The following is a 736-nucleotide window of genomic DNA, read 5'->3' as shown; positions in this document are numbered from 1 at the left end:
ATTTGGGCAATGATTTGCTTTATTTGAAAAGCAAATGCATTTCTAGCTAAGCTAATACCAAAAGTATTCTTAGCAGATTCTTTAATCTCAACAGCTTTCAGAGCACCAAAACGACCCCTGCTAGATTTAGACAAAAGCTCAGTTAGTGTCTGTGTATCTACAGACAACATATCTTCAGGAGTAGGATATTTAGATAAAAGTTCCTTGGAAGTTATGCCAAAAGTGTCTGAAAATAGTTTAGAGTATTCTGGAAAAACTTGATCTAGAATGGCAATGCATTTACGTTTCCAATCTGAACATTCATCAACCAAAGCTAGACGGTATCTAGATAATTGGCGTAAAGACATAATATTGTCATTAGCTAAAGACGTCGTGGAAAACTCACCGAATCTCATGATTTGTGCGATTACAAAAGAGTCCTTAGAATCATTTTTAGTTTGTCTGATATACATCTTTCTAAATGCATCAGATTGTATGGGATTAATGACATAGACAGTGTATTCTAAATCTAAAAGATGAGAATAAAGGCTAAGCCAATAATGACCAGTAGCTTCCATTCCAATAACAACATTAGAAGTACCGATACTGTATTTCTCAAGTAAAGAAATTAATTTAGAAGATCCAGCCTGAGAGTTTGAAAAAGAAATGCTTTTATCAATAAGCTTACCATTAGAATCAATAATAGAAGCCTCGTGATTTTTCTTAGCAATATCAATACCAACATAAAACATAAAAT

General features: G+C 33.0%; 1 protein-coding gene. It reads right to left on the bottom strand.

Annotated elements, in window-relative coordinates; genetic code table 11:
• Positions 1-736: IS110 family transposase (locus ACOEN1_RS13470; protein WP_422487406.1), on the bottom strand; the 736-nt coding region annotated here is incomplete at both ends.

The sequence above is a fragment of the Gudongella sp. DL1XJH-153 genome (assembly GCF_049310905.1).
Taxonomy (GTDB): domain Bacteria; phylum Bacillota; class Clostridia; order Tissierellales; family Tissierellaceae; genus Gudongella.
The sequence above is the reverse complement of the archived record's forward strand: the minus strand, read 5'-3'. Positions and strand labels throughout refer to the sequence as shown.